This is a genomic window from Saccharospirillum alexandrii (genome assembly GCF_004000275.1).
GTDB classification, from domain to species: Bacteria; Pseudomonadota; Gammaproteobacteria; order Pseudomonadales; family Natronospirillaceae; genus Saccharospirillum; species Saccharospirillum alexandrii.
Genome location: NZ_RCIP01000001.1, coordinates 704,359 through 721,714, shown reverse-complemented (window position 1 = coordinate 721,714; position 17,356 = coordinate 704,359). Strand labels below are relative to the sequence as shown.

Here is a 17,356-nt window from a genome sequence, read left to right as displayed (position 1 = left end):
ATGGCCGCCACTCACTGACGGCCATTGCTTCTGTATGTTTTGTGTATAGGGCTGGCCTAGCGGGTCAGACGGTACCCGGCGGGGCGCACAGAATCATCCGCACACCGACCGGCTGCAATTCGACATCATCCCAGGCCTGGCGCTGCATCTCTGCCTGCATTTCGGCTTTCACCACATCCTGTTCATTCACCAGCGGGTTAACGCTGGCCAGGTAACGCGTGCGTTCGATCTTGGCGACACTGGCGGCCTCGTGTTCGCGTCGGGCTTCCGCTACCGCAACATCGAATTGTGCCTTGGCGTGGCCCAGGCCAACGTCGTAAATGGGCGGTATACGTTCTTTGGCCGATTGAATCAGTTTGCGCACCATCTTGACTGGCAACGTTTTGATCTGAGGGGCGAGCGACGCTTCCGTCAGCGCCGACGACAGATCGGCGGTACCACCTTCCAGGGTGAGGGTGCGCAGCAGGTTGTGGTTCAGGTATGGTTTGAGCGCGTGGGCAAGCCGTGGCGGAATGGCAATTTGCCATTGAACTTCCAGCAACACCTGGCCGGCGGGTACCTGTTTGGTCTCAAGCAGGGCAACACTGGCCTGACCGAGCTGGGTGCCGGACAGGATGTCCAACAGCCCCACAATCAGTGGGTGCTCCCATGAGACAAAGAGCACATCCTCACGCGCCATGGCCCGTTGACGGTCAAAGGTTATGACCGCACCGCCTTCCGGAATGCCGGGAATAACCGGAATCATCATGTTGTCTGACGGTATCAGCTCGAAAATGCCGTCATCCAGCGTCTCAAAATGCAGGTTGAGCAGGTTGGCAGCCATTTCCACAACGTTTTCCGCCGTATTCTGCTCCAGCTCGGCGACCTGAATGGCGAGTTCGTCTGCTTCGGGTTGCCGGCAGGAATTCAGTTCCAGCATGACGTCGCGGCCGGATTCAAGCTCCCGGTTCAGGTCATCCAGCGATTGCCGGACTTCCGTCGTCAGGGCACTGTCATCCGGATTAGCGAACCAGATGTCAGCAAAGCGCTCGTGGATGGCACCGGCGGCCGGCTGCAGCGTTTCGATACAGCCAAGCACGTCGTGATACCAGCGCAGGCGCACGGCATCGGGGCCGTCAGGCAAAAAGGGCAGGTGGATGTGAATCGTCTGGTCTTGCCCGATGCGGTCCAGCCGGCCGATGCGCTGTTCGAGTACGTCCGGGTGGTGAGGCAGGTCCCACAGTACCAGATGGTGACTGAACTGAAAGTTGCGGCCTTCACCGCCAATTTCAGAGCACACCAGAATCTGGGCACCGTCTTCATCGTTGGCGAAGTGAGCAGCGGCGCGATCACGTTCGATCAGGTTCAGCCCTTCATGAAAGGCGGTTGATTCCAGGCCGTGGTCATGCCAGAGATGGTGCGACAGTTCCTGGGCAACCTCTGCGGTCTGGGTGATCAGCAATACTTTCTCAGTCCGGTTGGCTTTCAGCCAGTCAACCAGCCACTGCTGACGCTGAGCTTCAGATTCTGCCGGGTGGGTATGCACCTCACGCGGGAAAAAGCCGGAGACACCACGCCGGGTGTTGCGGTAAACAACGCGGCCCGGTCCATGACGGTCCAGTACATCGGCTAGGGCGCGTCGGCTGTCGTTATGCCACTCAATACCCAGTGAAGCCAGTCGGTCGAGCAGGGCGTCGTCGATGTCGTCGTTGTACAGAGCAGTTGCAACCGAAGACAGTTCAATAAAGTGGGACTCATCGGCCTGGTAATCTTCAAAGCGGGTAAAGCGAGAGGCATCAAGCAATTGCAGCCGCTGAAAATGCGCTTCCTGGCCCAATTGCTCCGGTGTGGCCGTCAATAACAGCAAATGGGGAGTTTTTCGGGCGAGCGCCACCCAGCTTTCGGTGTCATCCAGGCCTTCAGCGTCATCGAGCGACAGATGATGCGCCTCGTCAACTACCAAGACATCCCATTCCTGGGCAGTAATCCAGGGCATTTCTTCGATGTCGTTCAATAACCGGTGCGGGATCAGATGCACCTGACCCATGCCAAAATCGTGGTCTTCCGACTGATAGAACTCACAGTGCAGGGAGAAACGGCGCACCAGCTCAACCAGCCACTGTGCCTGAAGAGCATCGGGCACGGCAATCAGTACCCGACTGGCCCGGCCTTGCTGCAACAGGCGGTTGATGATCAACCCGGCTTCTATGGTTTTACCCAGCCCCACTTCATCGGACAACAGGGCACGAACCCGGGTGCGTTCAGTCGCCTGTTTTGCCACATACAGCTGATGCGGTAGTAAAGCGGAACGAGTCCCGAGCAGGCCGTTCAAGTGCGCCGACCAGATGGCCTGATGCCCGGCATTGAGGGCTGCACGAAAATTGAACCAGTTGGGGTGATCGGTCTGGCCGGTCATCAGCCGGGTCAGCGGGCTGTTTCTGTCCAGCGTATCGGCCAGTTCGGTTTCCGGTACCATTTCGCCATCGAGCGTTTCGTACACATGGAGCCCGTTGAGATCGTGCACCGCCTTAACTTCCGCCTTGCGCTGATCGCGACGCTGGAATTCCTCGCCCCGCTCGAAGCGGATGCGGGTCAGGGGAGGTTGGCGCAACGCATAGCAGCGCTCATCATCGACGGCAGGGAAATAGAGAGTGACGGTACGCGCATCGGTACCTTGAACCATCCCGAGCCCAAGCTCGGGCTCACCATCAGCCAGCCAGCGCTGGCCCTGTATAAAGTCTGACATGGCGTCCTCGTATCCCCAAAAGGGCCGCTATTCTACGGAATCTGTCGAGTCTTGAAAGAGATAACCGCGAATTGGCGTGATTCGATGACTATCAGTCTAGTAAAACAACGTCTGTTTGTCGGATTCACCAGAGCGATAGCCTGGTTCGATGGTCATAAGAGTGCAAAATCATGCATTTGGGGCTTGCCAGTTGGTCCCTATGCCCCATTATTAGGGGTACATTAATCAAGGTATTTTCGCTGTATGACTCTTAATGCGCACACCGCTTTCGACGCCATCGAATCCCGCACCATCGACTCACTGAATGTGACGCTGGAACATTACCGGCATCGCGCGACCGGGGCCGACCATTTTCACATCAGTTCCGATAACCCGGAAAACGTCTTTATGGTGGCGTTGCGCACCATGCCAAAAGATTCTTCCGGGGTCGCTCACATTCTTGAGCACACGGCTTTGTGTGGCAGCGAACAGTTCCCAGTGCGTGATCCGTTTTTCATGATGACGCGGCGTTCGCTGAATACCTTTATGAACGCAATGACCAGCAGTGACTGGACGGCTTATCCGTTTGCCAGTGAGAACGATCAGGATTATGAAAACCTGCTCAGCGTCTATCTGGATGCGGTTTTTTTTTCCAACCTCAACGAACTCGACTTTCTGCAGGAAGGGCACCGTCTGGAGTTCACTGAGCCCGACAACCCGGCTTCACCGCTGACGTTCAAGGGGGTGGTGTTCAATGAAATGAAGGGCGCCATGAGTTCGCCGGTCAGTCAGTTGTATCAGGCGGCCAAACATTACCTGTTTCCCAACAATACCTATCACTTCAACAGTGGCGGCGACCCGGAGGCGATTCCGGATCTGACTTACGAAGACCTCAAAGCCTTCTATAAAACGCATTACCACCCCAGCAACGCGACCTTTTTTACCTTTGGCAACCGCCCGGCTGTAGACGTTCAACGGCGGGTCCACGACCAGGCGTTGCACCGGTTTGAAGCCCTGGATCACAAGCTTTCCGTGCCGCTGGAACGTCGCTACAACTCGGTTTTGCGGGTTGAGAATGCCTATGCTGCCGAACCCGGTGATCTTAGCGGCAAGACACACCATGTTATGGGCTGGTTACTGGGCGAATCGACTGATTTGCTGGGGCAGCTGGAAGCCCACTTGCTGAGCGATGTGTTGCTCGATAACAGCTCGTCACCGTTGCGTAAGGCACTGGAACAGACCGACATCGGCAGCAACCCGTCGCCGATGTGCGGCCTTGAAGACTCGAACCGGGAAATGATGTTTCTCTGTGGTCTGGAAGGCAGTGAGCCAGAGAAAGCCGCCGATTTTGAACGTCTGGTGATCGAAACGCTTGAGCAGGTAGAACAAACCGGTGTGCCCTATGAAGACGTGGAAGCCATGCTGCATCAGCTGGAACTGTCGCAGCGCGAGATCACCGGCGACAGCGCGCCCTATGGTCTGCAACTGATCTTCTCGGTCATTGGGGCGGCCACGCATGGCGGTTCGGTGATGGAGTCGCTCGACATTGACCCGACTCTGGCCATTCTGCGCGAACGCAGCCAGGACCCGGCTTATATTCCAGGCCTGATTCGCAAGCTGTTGCTTGATAACGTCCATCGGGTGCGACTGACTCTGCGCCCCGATGCAGAACTTCACCAGCGTCAGCTCGATAACGAAGCGGCCCGCCTGGCCCGCATTCAGGCGAGTCTGACCGATGAAGAAAAACAGCGCCTGGTCGAGCAGGCCAGCAAGTTGAAGGCCCGGCAGGAACAGGAAGACGATGTCGGTCTGTTGCCCAAAGTAACGCTGGCCGACGTTAAGCCCGATGTAAAACGCATCGCCCCGGTGGCCAGCGATGACATCACGCGTTATACCGCCGGTACCAATGGCATTGCCTATGAACAGTGGTTTGTGCCACTGCCAGCCTTAACCGCCGACGAACTGGCACTGCTACCGGTGTATACCGCCTTACTCACCGAGATTGGTGCCGGCGATAAGGATTACCTGGCCATGCAGCAATGGCAGGCCGCCCGCACAGGCAGCGTCAGTTTTTACAGTCAGTTCCGTAACCCGCTGGAAAGCGCCGATGAGGTCGCCGGCTATGTGGTGCTCTCCGGCAGGGCTCTGGTGCGCCATCTCGATGAACTGACCCAGATACTGACTCAGCATTGGTCGGCGCCGCGTTTCGATGAAAGCGCTCGCGTCTTTGATTTGCTCAAACAACTGAGTGCACGGCGTCAGCAAAGCGTGACCGGTCAGGGCCATATGCTGGCCATGCAGACCAGCAGCGCCTTCCATACCCGCGCCAGTGCACTGACCTACGATATGGGCGGCTTACCCGCCATTCGTCGGGTGAAAGGCTGGGTCGATGCGTTTTCTGATGACCAGGCAGCCCTGAATGAGTGGCTAGCCGGCATTAGCAGCTTGCACCAGAAAATTCAGCAACAGCGTTCTCATGCGGTGTTGATTGCCGAACCCGGCGAACTGGACTCGCTTACCGGTGTGCTGAGAGAGCAGGGGATGCAAAACCGGGAATCTAATCTTGAGCCAACCACCCAGACAGCCAACTGGCTGATGCCCAAACAAAACACCGCCTGGAGCGTCAACACGCAGGTGAACTTCTGCTCAGCGGCCTACAGAACCGTGATGCCGGGTCATGAAGATTCAGCACCTTTGACGGTTCTTGGTGGCGTACTGCGCGATAACTTCCTGCACCGGACAATCCGTGAGCAGGGCGGAGCCTACGGTGGTGGGGCGTCGCACGACAGCAACACCGGTACCTTCCGCTTTTACTCCTACCGCGACCCGAGGATTGAAGGCACGCTGGACGATTTCCGCGCCAGTCTCGATTGGGTAACCGGGCAGGGCGTTAACCAGGAGCAGGTCGAATCCTCGATTCTGGGTGTCATCAGCTCAATGGATAAGCCCGGTTCACCGGCCGGTGAAGCCAAGCAAGCCTTTCAGAACCGACTTTTCGGACGCTCCGATGAGTTCCGCAAAGCCTATCGTGAGGCCTTGCTGGGCGTAACAGCGGCCGATGTGAAGCGCGTTGCCGAGACGTACTTTGATGAGGCCAACGCTTCAAAAGCCGTGGTTACCGATCGCAAGCATGCCGATGAGCTGGCCGGAAAGGGCTTTGAGGTAGAGTCGCTGAGTTAGGCGACGGCGACACACGTAAGTCGTAGGGTAACAGAGCCGCCGTAAGGCGGCTTTTCGTTGTTTACACAATCACAGTGCCAGATGGCCCAGGGTCAAATCCAGATCCAGCCAGACCGGGGCATGATCCGAAGGCTTTTCCAGACCCCGGGTCTCGTAATCGATGCCAGCGCCGGTAATTAGCGGTACCAGCGGCTGGGAGACCATAATGTGGTCGATGCGCAGGCCGCGCTTGGGGTCGTCCTCGAAGCCGCGTGAGCGGTAATCGAACCAGCTGAAGCGGTCGTTGGTGTCTGGGTACAGGTGGCGGTAGCTGTCGGTCAGGCCCCAGGTGCGCAGCTTCTCGAACCACGCCCTTTCCTCCGGCTGGAAAGCCGATTTGCCTTCGCGCAGCCAACGCTGGGCGTTTTTCTCACCAATGCCGATGTCTTCATCGACCGGTGCGATGTTGAAATCGCCCAGGATGACCAGCAGGTCGTCGGGCTTGGCTTCGGTTTCCAGCCATTGCGTCAGATCGGCATAGAACTTCCGTTTGGCGGGCCATTTGGTTTCGTGGCCGACGTTTTCGCCCTGAGGGAAATAACCGTTAATAACCGTCAGATGCCGACCGTCATTGAGCGGGTGATGGGTAATGATCAGGCGTTTTTGATCGTCTTCGGAGTCGCCATCAAACCCCCGTTGAACCGTTTGAGGCGGTTCTGCGGTCAGGGTGGCAACGCCATAGTGGCCTTTCTGGCCATGGGTCACCGACCCAAAACCGGAAGCCGCTTCAACCGCCGAGTGCGGGTACATATCGTCGTGTACCTTGATCTCCTGCAGACAGAGGATATCCGGCTTTTGCCGGTCGCGCAGTGCTTCCAGTTGATGAAGTCTGGCACGTATGCCATTGATATTGAACGATATGATGCGCATGGCTGCCCTGTTCCCGATGAGTTCCTGAATTCGTGAAATCGCCTGTTTAACCTATAACGGCGATCAATCGCACGCTATTATTCCCCCTCAACCGTTGTATTGAAACCCCGGATCAGGATGCCCCCATGGCTCAGCTCTATTTTTACTATTCAGCAATGAATGCTGGAAAATCCACCTCCTTGCTGCAATCGGAATACAACTACCGGGAGCGTGGCATGATTACGCGCCTGCTGACGGCGCAAATTGATCAGCGCTATGGGGCAGGGCGCATCAGTTCGCGCATTGGTCTGGAAAAGGCCGCTGACACCTTTACCGAGACGACCGATTTGAAAGCCTGGTACGCCGCATTTGAGGGTCATACCGATTGCATACTGGTCGATGAAGCCCAGTTTCTGACCACGGAGCAGGTTAACCAGCTCTCCGATCTGGTGGATGAAGCCGGAGTGCCCGTACTGTGTTACGGCATTCGTTCCGACTTTCTGGGCAACCTGTTCCCAGGATCAGCCCGCTTGCTGGCACTGGCCGATAAACTGAATGAATTGAAAACGGTTTGCCATTGCGGGCGAAAAGCCATCATGGTGGCCAGGCTGGATGAGCAGGGGCAAGCAATCAGCGAGGGGGATCAGGTTGAGATTGGCGGCAACGACCGTTATGTATCGATGTGCCGAAAACACTATAAAGAGGCGGTTAAACCTGCGTGGTCAGGTTCCATTTCATCTACACTGTAGTCAATTAAACCTGTGGAGCCCGCAGTATTAGTGGCTCTTCGGGAATTAAATCAAATTCCTGGTCATTAATAGCCTGAACTTCGACGTCGACCCGAACCTCGGTCTGCACAAACAAAGATCCAAACTGTTCGTGCCTGAGGCGGGGGTTCACCCAGTCCTCTAGCTCTTCGGGTCGCAGAACCAGAGGAAACGACTTGGCGTGAACATCGAGAAACGCCGGGTGCGGGGGCAGGGTGATCACACCCACTGACACCTTGGGGTTACCTTCAGCGTCCAGCCAGTGCTTGCACAGGGCACCAAGCAGCATCAGCTCACCGGGCCTATGGATCCAGTGGCGTTGTTTGGACTGGGGTCTGGGCAAGTGTTGCTGTTCTTCAGCCGACAAGTCGGAATAAAGCCGGCCACCGGCGTAGCGTGGCTGCCACTCATAGAATCCATCGGTAATAACCACCGCCCGGTAACTTCTGGGCGCCATTTGGTGCAGAGGGGACTTCAGAATCTGGCTCGAGCGGCAGTTGAAGGTGTTCCAGCGCGTATCTGGCAGCAGGGTGTCGGGGTCCAGTTTCAGCCACCAGGTGGCCGCCATCAGCCGTGGCCCCAGCTTTGTTGGCACCAGGGCCAGCACGTCATCGGTTGGCCGGCATTCGCGTTTGTTAAGAACCGAGCGGATTTCCGCCTCCGAATAACCGGCCAGCCCCAGTAAAGGGTCGAGCAGCGGGAAGTCGGAGACGTTATTGATGGCGCCGCACATCGTTTCACCTCAATTGTTGCAGGGGTGTCTGGTTTTTAGCGTCCCGGTGTCCGGTTAACCAGCGACTGCAACACATCATAGCCCACAACTTCGGGAACATAGCGGTACAGAGTGCCGTGTTCGGTTGGGTTGAGCATCAGCACGGTATCGGCCAGATTGGGCTTCTTCGGTTTTGGGGGGCGCACCCGACCTTTCTGAATGGGGGCTCTAACCGGTGGTTTGACTTCAGACAGGAGCGCAAAGTCGAAGACAGAGCCATCGTTGAGCGTAATCCAGCAGTAGTAATTGGGGCGAGCGACTGAATCCGCTGACTGATAGGCTTCGATGATCGCATTGGCCGACACATTGCTGACCAGATGCTTGCCGCGACGCACCAGGTTGCCCAGGGTGACTTCATGTTCAAATCCCGCTTCGGTCAGAGCGCTACTGGCGGCCAGGCATATCTCTGGCGCATTGCGCAACGGGTCTTTTGAGGTAAAGGTCAGGGCATTTCTGGCCGCAACGCCCAACATCATGCAACGTTTCAGCTCGGCCGTCTGCAGCGATTCGCCGTCGTATGACAACGCCTTGTGGGGCAGATTGTTGTCAGCAGACTTTTGCTCAGCGTTCAGAATCAGCTCGCGGTAATTGATGGACTTGTTCAAGCGGTCGTTCAAACAGTAACTCCTGGTTGGTCGGTCATCCCGGTGCGGGCTGGCGAGTATAGCAGTCCGGGCCGGGTTCCCCTAAGCGCGTGTCAAGGCAAGAGGGAGTCGTTTTCTGGTAACAGAGCTTCATAGATGGACTACTGGCGGTTGAAATCGTTGCATCGACAAGCACATGGGTAGTACCAGCCAAACAATATTGGGAGTGTATTTTGGACATCAAAACGTTTGAAGATCTGATCGACTGGAGTCGTGAGTTGCACCAACACCTGAGCCGTTGCATGAAAGACAGTGCCCGGTCTCAGCCTGACGATAAGGCCAGGGCCTTGCTCGAATACCTGGCCGATCACGAAAAAGCACTGGAACAGATGGTGGGTCGTTTTGAGCAGGAAACGGATCAAAAGGCATTGAATACCCATGTCTACGATTATCTGTCGAACGGACAGGTCAGGTCACACAGAACCTGTACCGTGCCGTATGCCGAGCTCGACTATGAAGCCATCTGTCGTGAGGTTTTCGATTATCACACCCAACTGATCAATCTGTACCACAGCCTGATTGGCAAAGCCGAAACGGCCACATCGCGCGAGTTGATGATGTCGCTTCTCGAACTGGAAGAGCATGAAGCCATGCGACTGGCCAAACAACTTGATACCGGCCGCGCACTTTAAATGAGCGTTTGCTTCGGAGGCCGAGTCGCGTCAGTAAATGGCCCATTGTGCGCAACATACCCCTTGGCGTGCCCCATTCGTGGGACCGCCCGGTCGGGTTAATCAGGCCTATCCCGCCCAGAGCTCAACTCGCTCGGGCCGTTTGCGAACAAACGCCCCCGAGCCATATTAGTCATGTTGATCACGGCGGGGTGCTTCAGTTTTCGCTCTGGCGTAATCGCAAAGTAGGTTTCCCGAATGTCTGAAATCCGGCCCACCAGGACCGCGCCATAGGTTTCGCGTACCTCCGGCAAGATGGCAGACGGAACCGGGAATAGGGCGGTTCCGGCTTCTCCTACCGCTTTCATCAATGCGCTGTCGTCAAATTCCGCGATCATCCTCGGGTGCAGGTTTCGACGCTCGAACCAGTCGTCGAGGTGCCGGCGGACGGTGCTGTTAACCGTGGGCAGCAAGCAGGGTGCATCCTGCAACGAATTCGGAAAGTCGTCCTGATAGCGACGGGCCAGGGCGGGGCTCGCCACCATGCTGATGTCGGATACTCCCAGCCGGTGGCTGAAGGCTTTGACATTCAGCCCGGTAGGCACCGCTTGGTCGCTGATGATCACATCCAGTCGATGCACAGCCAGATCGCCCAGCAAGGTATGCAAATCCCCCTGGATACACCGAACAACGGGAGCCTGGTCGCCATGCATCGCTGCCGCCAAGGTCCGAAAGGCGATTAGCTTGGGGATCGAACCGAGGATGCCGACATTGAGCGTATCGGCGCGCTGGTGATCGGACGACTGAATAACATGCGCCAACTCCGTTCCTAGCCGGAAAATCTCGTCCGCATATTGTTTGATGTACCGACCCGTCGCCGTCAGTGCAAGACCTCGTCCGGCGCGTTCAAAAAGAGCACTGCCCACTGTTTGCTCAAGCAGCTTGATCTGTCCGCTGATGGTCTGGGGCGTCAAGTGCAGTACCTCTGCCGCCCTCGTCACACTGCCTTCCTGGGCGACTGTCCAAAAATACAGTAAATGGCTGTAATTGAGATGCTGCATTTGACTGGGCTCCCAGTTATTAATGTTCGGAAAAATCGTAGTATGAATTAGATATTATCGACTTGTTCGTATTCAGTTTAGTCGTATCGTTGGCTTGTAAGCCAGTAAAGGCAACTGCGTCAGGCTTACCACGGCTATTCTGCCGCTTTGTTGAAGGAGACGGACTATGAGCAAACCTGTCAGTGATGTCCTTGTCATCGGTGCCTCCCCGGCGGGAGCCGCATTGTTTTATCAGCTTGCAAGGTTCACCAACCTGTCTTCCATCCGCTTGCTGGATGCCAGCGACCTCGGCCGAACCTCCCTGGCCGATGGCTGGTCGAGCCAGGCATTGCAATACGGCTATGTGGATACAACCTGCACGCTGGCCCAGGCTAGAAACTGGCACCGGTCGGCTTCTATGGTGACCAACTATGCTTTGCGCCACAGCGATGCCGGCCGCATGCTGGTGAAGTGCCCTAAAATGGCTGTTGCCTTTGGCGAATCGAATACACAGTGGCTTAGAGCGCGATTTGAGACATTCAAACCACATTTTCCGATGTTGGAATGGTGGGAGAGATCCGACATCGCCGAGTTGGAACCGCACGTGGTCTTGTCGTCCGAAGGAGGGCTGCGCCCTGAACCGATGGCGGCGATCGGCACGACCAACCAGTTCACTCTGGTCAATACGAAAGCACTGGTGGCCTCCTTATTAGACGATGCCATCAATTCCTACGACAAAACGGTCAGCCTGCAAGGCAATACCCGTGTTTTGCACATTGAGCCTCACACGGTCGGCTATCGTGTGCGTACGGATAAAGGCGATTTTCTGACCCGCTACCTGGTAGGCACGGCTGGCCTAGCCAGCCTTGAACTTGCCCAGGGGCTGGGCCTTGGCGCTGATTTGGCGATCGAACCAATGAACACCGTGGAATTCAGGGCACACGGCATGGTACGCGGCCGGGTGCTGACCGCCTACACACCTGACACACCGGCCTCTATCCTGTCTGCGGAACCGGATATGGAAGCCCCTGGCAAAATGCGCATCAGGATAACCGAGGCCGCAAAAGACCAGGCTCCGAGCAGTCCTGTGGCTCTCGATAAAGATATCCTGAACCAGGCGCAGGGCTTAATACCCACCCTGTCATTATCTCATGTGAGCCGGGTTCAACCTCCGTTTGAGCCTATCTCGTATGTCCTGGATTCACGCACCGGTCAGCAACTGGAGGAGGGCATTACCGTGAGTGACGACGGCGTTCGATTCCACATCCAGTCATCTGTCCATGTGACGTCCTGTCTATCAGGCGCTTATCTGGATCTGTGTGCCATTCAGGAAAAATTGGGGTGCTCCCTGGACGACGTCCGTCTGAAAGCACAATTAATGACAGACCCCCGGACCATCTACCGCGGTCGCGCAGCCTGAGTAACACGGCGGTCGCTACGTTCAGCCACCCAAGTCAGTACCTGGTTGATCGCAGCCGCCGCCAAGAACTGGGTGATGCCTACCAGCATGCGCTGACATGAGGGTAGGCGTCACATAGCAACGATGCTGAACGTGCCTGTATTACTAGGTTGGAAATTAGAAGGTATTGGATAGCTGGATGAAGACTCACTATTTCCTGTAATCTTTATTACAGGAAATAGTGAGTTGCTTGAATATAAAGCCCTTGAATAAGCTTTTCTACACCAACTATCCGTTATCGCCATTATAGTTCTACGTCTGTATCACGATGCCTAACATCGTCACCTGTCCATTCATTAATAATCCAATGCGGTAAACCGATGCTCTTGAGGTACTCAGCGGCAGACGCACCTTGTAGCATAGCCAGGCTGGCAACGAGTCCGCTTTGAATGCAACTGGGCGCAGCCACTGTGACGGATCTCGGGGTTTGTTCGATCGGCCAGCCAGTCTTGGGATCCAGTAAGTGGCTATAGCGTATGCCATTTCGCAGCAGATAACGACGGCTATCGCCCGATGTTGCTAATCCTCCGCGCCATAATTCGAGCATGAGCGGCTGTTGGTCATTTTCATGCGGCGATTCCAGGCCTACGCGCCAGGGTTGCTCCGGTGCTCGTGGTCTATTGCAGGCCAGATCACCTCCCAGATTGATGAGCATACCGGACTGACGCCAGCGCGCTGGGATGGCTTTCATACACAGACCCAAGGCCCGGTCTGCGGCGTATTCCTTACCAATACCACCGAAATCCAGCTCCATGCCCTCAGGCAGCGTCAACGAACCGCCCGCGACTTCACCCGACGAATCCGCTATACCGCTGAGCCAAGTCACTTGCTGCCAGCCGATCCGGGGCAAGAGCGCTTTAATGGCGTCATCGTCAGGCAGACGATCGCTGCCATCAAAGGTCCACACGCGGCGCAATAGCCCCGAGGTCACATCAAACCGGCCACTTGAAAGCCGCCACGCCTGGTCGGCAAAGTTCAATAAACGGGCTGTTTCGGCATCGACCCGTTGAGCCTGCCCCGGCCGACGGTGCAATGCCGCGAACAGATTGTCCGGGCGGTAACGGCTGTATCGTTGTTCGATGCGCCAAACTTCAGCCGCAGCCAACCGGGCTAGGCGCCCTGCCAGTTCAGCCTGCTCAAATGGCAACGCCAGCAGGATCTCGCAGGAGCTGGCCATGGCATCAAAGTGCCCTGTCCATAGGTCGCCCTGCCATCTGACGCTTACCTGCCGCGAGTTCATTAGAACGACACGCCAACCGTCAACATTAATGCCGTCATATCCGGCAAATCAGCCGCATCGGCAGGCGTGACATCTGACTCAACGTCGCGAGGCATTTGCCGATAGACTGCCAGTCGGGTGTAGACTTCCCGATCGTCCGTAAAGCGATAGCCGTAGCGTAGACCCAGTGTCCAGGCATCGAAATCACCCAGACGATAGTCCGCAGTCAGTGCTTGCGGGTCTTCTGCCAACTGCGCCGTGGTGACGTACGGCTGGTAGGCGTCAGCGGCGGACTGACGATACCAGCGTGCTTGAGGCTCCAGATACTGATTGGCAAAACGCCATCGGTATTTCAGATCCAGGGTGTGCGAATCCAACCCCCAATCGTCAAACAAATAGCGATAGCTGCCTTCGATGATGTCATCATTCGGTGCCTGGTACTTGGTCTGCCAGAACACGGCTTGTTTCAACCGGCTATCCGGTCGGGCTTCGTACCGGTAGCCCTGTAACGTGCCGCCAGCCTGGTCGTACACACTGACCAGTTTATAAGGATCGGTCTGGTAGCCATCACTTAAGCTCAGGCTGTAGTTGAACTGCATCAGGGTGCGTCGATCGATGATCTGAGTGACGCCAAGCACCAGGTCAAGGATTTGTTTGTCGGCCGTAGACCCATCTCGACTGTTGGCAAAATCAGACGAAAAGGTAGGACTCCCCCACTCTGCGACTTCACTCAGCCCAACGGGCACACCACCTTCCGGGTTGACGGTGTCCAGTGACAGGTTGGAAGCGACAGTTAAGGTTGTGTTTTTCTGGTTAAAAAAGCGCGAAATGCTGGCATTAACGCCTCTGGATTGATAATCGTGCTCGGCTGAATACTGAAGCCCTCCGGAGTAACTCCAGTCCCGCCCCAGCGGAGCAGACCATTGTGCGGCAACGGTTGTGCGCTCATCATGAAACGTATCATCGAGCGGCAGCTCGCCGCCGGCTACCGTATAGCGCCCTCTACCGGATGGACGGGTAAAGGTCTGCGGCTGGTCATCGGTCATGGCACCGTTGGGTGACGCGCCGGTCAACGAATCAAAGGTCAGTTTGAGGTTCAGGCTGGTCTCGGTATCAAAGTGGCGTGTTGCACCGACCACAGCTTCGGTGGCCTGCACCCTATTATCGCTTTCAACATACTGCAACACGGCAGCATCGAAGTCCCATTTCTCCAGTTCACCGGCTGCCGCCTGATTGGGTAGACCATACAGGACGGCGCAACCGATGGCGGCCAGCATACTGGCCAGTTCAGCACCTTGCGCGGGGCGGGTGTTGGTGTGAGTCATTGATCGTCGCTCCTAGTTGCAACCACAGCCGCCGCCGCCAAAACCGCGACCCCCGCTGCTGCCTTCTTTACTGAAATACACGTGATCATCGAGTGATGCTTCGATTGGATCGCTCACCAGTTGCATATCGGACTGCGCCAACAGATCTCTCTCCCAGGGTTTAACCCCGAGACTCGAACACCCGGCGAGCAGTAACAGCAGCGATAACGTCAATAATGGCTTCATAGTGGTCCCCCTACTCTGCCAACAGTTGCTGAATACTGGCTTCATAGTCATCGGCCCGGCCTGCATGGAACCCGGTGTGAGTAGCCCGAATGCGTCCCTGACGATCGAGCAGATAGCTGGAGGGCATGCCGATCAGGCCAAAGGCTTCGGGTAGCCGAGCATCCGGGTCCCGCACCAGGGTGAAATTGGCAGGTACTGTTTTTAGAAAAGATTCAGCTGCGGCGGCGTCCTGATCCAGATTAATACCCAGCACCACCAGGCCATCGTCCATATAACGCTGCTGAATCGCGTTCATCCAGGGAAAAGACTCGCGACAAGGGCCGCACCAGGAAGCCCAGAAATCAACCAATACCACCTGCCCCTGCAATTCGGCGAGACTGAGCTCACCACCGCCCATTTCAGACAGATTGAAATCACGCATTGGCGCTAATTCGGCTTGATTGACCGGCGTAATATTGGCCGCTTGGGCAGACACCAGTGACAGCAGCATCAGTGTCAGGGAAATGCCAACACGCTGCAGAGTAGAAAGCGAAAGGAGTCGAGCAGAGCGAAACATCATGGCTTATCTCGTTGTGGGTTATGCACACAGGATGACCCCAATTACTTAAGGCTTTCTTAAGGGCCGCTTAATATTGGCTTAAGGTTGCGCAGTGATGATGGGCGGATCACCCAGTTGGAGATCCCGTTCATGACCTCAGCCTCTATTCGATGGGCAATGGTGCTGCTGATCACGTTAATGCCGTTTGCCAATGCCGAAGAGTTTCTCTCACCAGACCAGGCCTTTTCGCCTTCGATCACTCAAAGCGACGACTATCCCGGTCGATTTGAGGCCCACTGGGACATCGCCGATGGCTATTATCTGTATCAGTCTCGAATCGCGCTTTCTGTTAACGGCGAGGCTCTTACACCCACCTTCATCACCCTGCCCGAGCTGAAGCAGGATCCATACTTCGGTGCAGTGGAAGTCTTTCATGAGCGGGCTGTTTTGCAGGCGTACTTGCCGAACACCAACGCTCAGCCACTTGAATTGAACCTGCAGTATCAGGGGTGTGCTGAAGACGGGTTGTGCTACACACCACAAACCCGAACCTTCACGGTTCTCGGTGGTAGCGCCAAAGCGGCATTGAACAGCGCGACGACCGAGGGTCCTGCAGAGATGGTGAGAGGTGAACGGAATTCCGGTGCCCTTGCGACCTGGATGGCCTCGGCCAGCACATTCTGGATCATCGGTACCTTTTTTGTGCTCGGTTTGGGCCTCACCTTTACGCCCTGTGTTTTACCCATGATCCCGATTCTGGCGGGCATCATTGCCGGTCAGGGCGAGCAAATCACCACCCGCAAAGGTCTGAGCTTGTCACTGGCCTATGTGCTCGGAATGGCCACTACCTACACACTGGCGGGTGTGTTGGTCGGTTTTTTCGGTGCTCGGCTCAATCTGCAAAGTGCGCTGCAGAATCCTGTCGCATTAAGTCTCTTCGCCGGCGTATTCGTCATGCTGGCCCTGGCCATGTTTGGCTTTTATGAACTTCAGGTCCCGGCTTTTCTGCGCAATCGCCTCGGCCGGGTCAGTCAAACCGATTCGGCAGCCTCCGGCGGTGCTGGCCGATATGTCAGTACAGCCTTAATGGGTCTGGTATCGGCTTTGGTTGTCTCACCCTGTGTCTCGGCACCACTGGCCGGTGCTCTCATCTATATCAGTACAACCGGTAACGCCTGGCTTGGTGGTGGCGCTCTGTTTTCGCTTAGCCTTGGCATGGGTGCGCCCCTGTTACTGGTGGGTGCGGGCGGCGGGCGGCTACTGCCAAAAGCGGGCATGTGGATGGTGGCCGTGAAGCACTTCTTTGGCGTGGTGTTGCTGGCCATTGCCATCAGCCTGGTGGCGCGCTTTGTTCCCGGCCATCTCAGTCTGGCGCTGTGGGGCCTGCTGGCGCTGGTTTACGCCGCGCATATCGGTTTAGGGGGCTCGGTGCAGACTGGCTGGCAGAAAACCCGGCGCGGGCTTGCGGCGGCTCTGGGCATCTATTCAACCAGCTTGTTGTTGGGCGCGATGGCTGGTCATACTGACCCGTTGCAACCTCTGGCGGGCTTGAATAATGCGGCTGGTCAGGCGGGCGAGCTTGTCGAATCTGACCCATTATTTCAGCGTACGAGCAGTGTCGGAACGCTAACCGCTCAACTGCAAACCGCGCGATCCAAAGGCCAGGTCGCGGTACTGGATCTTTATGCTGACTGGTGCACCAGTTGCCAGGAAATGGAGGAAAAGGTGTTTAGCCGGACCAGCGCTAGGCGTTACACCAACGAAGTCCGCTTTCTCCAACTGGATATAACCCGCAACAGTGCCGAGCAAATTGAGTTTCTGCAGCAGCATGGGCTCTTTGGCCCGCCCGCCCTGCTCTTCTTTGATAACGCCGGGAACGAGCAGACTCAGCTGCGTACACTGGGCGAAATCGACCTTGAACAATGGCAGGCGCAATTGCAAACTCTGCAGAATGCTGGCTCTGGCCCACTCTGAGTGATGATTT

14 protein-coding genes are annotated in these 17,356 nt (G+C 56.4%); 5 read left to right on the top strand and 9 right to left on the bottom strand.

From position 1 onward, the window contains the following. Positions 1–64: 64 nt before the first annotated feature. Positions 65–2,725, bottom strand: a complete 2,661-nt coding sequence (locus tag EP166_RS03420; protein ID WP_127555387.1) for a helicase-related protein — start codon at positions 2,723–2,725, stop codon at positions 65–67. A 243-nt stretch (positions 2,726–2,968) separates the two neighbouring features. On the opposite strand from EP166_RS03420, the gene EP166_RS03415 reads away from it, so the two are divergent. Then, positions 2,969–5,884, top strand: a complete 2,916-nt coding sequence (locus EP166_RS03415; protein WP_127555386.1) for an insulinase family protein — start codon at positions 2,969–2,971, stop codon at positions 5,882–5,884. A gap of 69 nt (positions 5,885–5,953) precedes the next feature. On the opposite strand, the gene xthA is transcribed toward EP166_RS03415, so the two are convergent. Further along, positions 5,954–6,793 carry an exodeoxyribonuclease III gene (xthA, locus tag EP166_RS03410; protein WP_127555385.1) on the bottom strand — a complete coding sequence of 280 codons (840 nt, stop codon included), beginning with the start codon at positions 6,791–6,793 and terminating at the stop codon, positions 5,954–5,956. A 125-nt stretch (positions 6,794–6,918) separates the two neighbouring features. On the opposite strand from xthA, the gene EP166_RS03405 reads away from it, so the two are divergent. Continuing rightward, positions 6,919–7,521, top strand: a complete 603-nt coding sequence (locus EP166_RS03405) for a thymidine kinase (RefSeq protein ID WP_127555384.1) — start codon at positions 6,919–6,921, stop codon at positions 7,519–7,521. 4 nt (positions 7,522–7,525) lie between these two features. On the opposite strand, the gene EP166_RS03400 is transcribed toward EP166_RS03405, so the two are convergent. After that, complete coding sequence (locus EP166_RS03400) at positions 7,526–8,272, bottom strand: SOS response-associated peptidase family protein (protein ID WP_127555383.1); 747 nt, start codon at positions 8,270–8,272, stop codon at positions 7,526–7,528. 35 nt (positions 8,273–8,307) lie between these two features. Beyond that, complete coding sequence (locus EP166_RS03395) at positions 8,308–8,928, bottom strand: hypothetical protein (RefSeq protein WP_127555382.1); 621 nt, start codon at positions 8,926–8,928, stop codon at positions 8,308–8,310. 200 nt (positions 8,929–9,128) lie between these two features. Here EP166_RS03395 and EP166_RS03390 point away from each other — a divergent pair, with 200 nt between their 5' ends. Continuing rightward, positions 9,129–9,587: an ATPase gene (locus EP166_RS03390; protein WP_127555381.1), complete on the top strand. Its 459-nt coding sequence runs from the start codon at positions 9,129–9,131 to the stop codon at positions 9,585–9,587. Between the two features lie 98 nt (positions 9,588–9,685). Here the strand turns inward: EP166_RS03390 and nhaR are convergent, their stop codons facing one another. After that, positions 9,686–10,627 carry a transcriptional activator NhaR gene (gene nhaR, locus EP166_RS03385; RefSeq protein ID WP_127555380.1) on the bottom strand — a complete coding sequence of 314 codons (942 nt, stop codon included), beginning with the start codon at positions 10,625–10,627 and terminating at the stop codon, positions 9,686–9,688. A gap of 166 nt (positions 10,628–10,793) precedes the next feature. Here nhaR and EP166_RS03380 point away from each other — a divergent pair, with 166 nt between their 5' ends. After that, a complete protein-coding gene (locus EP166_RS03380; protein ID WP_127555379.1) occupies positions 10,794–12,026 on the top strand; it encodes an FAD-dependent oxidoreductase in 1,233 nt (410 codons plus the stop codon). 283 nt (positions 12,027–12,309) lie between these two features. Here EP166_RS03380 and EP166_RS03375 read toward each other — a convergent pair whose 3' ends face one another. From EP166_RS03375 to EP166_RS03360, 4 genes are all read right to left on the bottom strand, one after another. Next, complete coding sequence (locus EP166_RS03375) at positions 12,310–13,242, bottom strand: FAD:protein FMN transferase (RefSeq protein WP_246026208.1); 933 nt, start codon at positions 13,240–13,242, stop codon at positions 12,310–12,312. Positions 13,243–13,304: 62 nt separating this feature from the next. After that, positions 13,305–14,609, bottom strand: a complete 1,305-nt coding sequence (locus EP166_RS03370) for a DUF3570 domain-containing protein (protein ID WP_127555377.1) — start codon at positions 14,607–14,609, stop codon at positions 13,305–13,307. A gap of 12 nt (positions 14,610–14,621) precedes the next feature. Next, positions 14,622–14,834 (bottom strand): DUF4266 domain-containing protein, encoded by a 213-nt coding sequence (locus EP166_RS03365; protein ID WP_127555376.1) that lies wholly within the window; start codon positions 14,832–14,834, stop codon positions 14,622–14,624. A gap of 10 nt (positions 14,835–14,844) precedes the next feature. Further along, positions 14,845–15,393, bottom strand: coding sequence for a TlpA family protein disulfide reductase (locus EP166_RS03360; protein ID WP_246026207.1), 549 nt, complete (start codon positions 15,391–15,393; stop codon positions 14,845–14,847). A 129-nt stretch (positions 15,394–15,522) separates the two neighbouring features. Between EP166_RS03360 and dsbD the strand changes: the two genes are divergently transcribed. Then, positions 15,523–17,346, top strand: coding sequence for a protein-disulfide reductase DsbD (gene dsbD / locus EP166_RS03355; protein WP_127555375.1), 1,824 nt, complete (start codon positions 15,523–15,525; stop codon positions 17,344–17,346). Positions 17,347–17,356: the final 10 nt, after the last annotated feature.